At 57.3% G+C, this 1,322-nt stretch carries 1 protein-coding gene; it reads right to left on the reverse strand.

What is annotated here, in order from left to right; all coding sequences use genetic code 11:
- Window positions 1-35: 35 nt before the first annotated feature.
- Window positions 36-1,249, reverse strand: a protein-coding gene (locus H4I99_RS24305) for an IS3 family transposase (protein ID WP_112720583.1) whose coding sequence is annotated in 2 segments (ribosomal slippage) — window positions 36-913 and window positions 913-1,249 — 1,215 coding nt in all. Because the reading frame shifts where the segments join, the coding sequence is not laid out codon by codon here.
- Window positions 1,250-1,322: the final 73 nt, after the last annotated feature.

Raw genomic sequence — 1,322 nt, forward strand, 5'->3', positions numbered from 1 at the left:
GGGTGGAGTGCCCCCCATTTCGCCGGACAGATCAGCTATTGAGACAATGCTTTGATGAACTCCCTTGGGGAGGCCATTTTCAGCGCTGAGTGTGGATGGATTTCATTATAGTCTTCGATCCATCCGTCGATCTTCCGGAGAGCTGTATCGGCGTCCGGAATGGGTGAGATGCGTATATAGTCCCGCTTCAAGGTTTTGACGAAGGCTTCAGACATGCCGTTCGATTGTGGGCTGGCAACGGGCGTGAAGCATGGGATCAGGTTGAGGGCTTGGGCAAACAGCCTGGTCTCGCGCGCGGTGTATGCACTGCCGTTATCAGATAGATGTTCTATTGCATGGGGGGCGCTGGTTGCGCCGAAGCGCTTTTCGACGGCCTCCAACATCATGTCTCGAATGTCGGAACCTGATATCCCGGCATTAGCGACGGCTGCCCATGAGATAATTTCCCGGTCAAACGCATCGATGATGAACGCGAGGCGGACCACCTCGCCATTCCAGCAGGTGAACTCAAGGCCATCCGAGCACCAGCGCAGGTTGGACCGCATCACCATGACCTTGCCGTCGTGGACACGGCCTATTCGCGCCGCCGTGTGTTTCTCAAGGATCATAGCGTGATTGGCCATGATGCGATGAACTCGCTTGCGATTGACGACGGGCAGATCGGCGGCTCGCCGCTGCCTGTTGAGAAGGGCAGCGATCCGCCGATAGCCATAGGTCGGCCGAGCATCCACGAGTTTACGAATGGCGGGCAGCAGCTTGTCATCGTCCGCTTTGAGGTATGATCCACGCGGCTTGCACTTGCCTTTAAGGCGCTCCGCCAGATTGGACCGCGATACGCCAAGGACGTCAGCCACGGTCTTCATCGGGAACCGTCCTTCGGCAACAAGATCGGCCGCGATATCGGTTTTTTTGAGTGGGCTTTGGAAAGAGCTTCGCGGAGAATCTCGTTCTCCAACGTCTTACGCCCGAGGATGCGCTCAAGCTCGCGCACGCGATCTTCCAGCTTCTTCACTTCGGAATTGCCGATCACGGGTTCATCTGAATCCACGGCCACCGCACCTCCCTCGCTCAGGAGCCTACGCCAGCGATATAGAAGATTTGGCGCAACTCCATGTCGCCGCGCCGCGGAGGAAACGGTCTCCCCGGCGGCATAGCTTTCCTCGATGATCTGCAGTTTGCGCTCCGTTGTCCAGCGTCGCCGCCGGACGTCACCGATCATCAGATCAACCTGTCGAAACTCGTTAGACATAAGCTTATCCTCAAGCCTGTGCTTGAGCCTTCCTGCTTATGCTGAGTGTCCGGTCGAAAGTGGGGGCAGTTCA

The organism is Paenirhizobium daejeonense, from assembly GCF_014280875.1.
GTDB lineage: Bacteria > Pseudomonadota > Alphaproteobacteria > Rhizobiales > Rhizobiaceae > Allorhizobium > Allorhizobium daejeonense.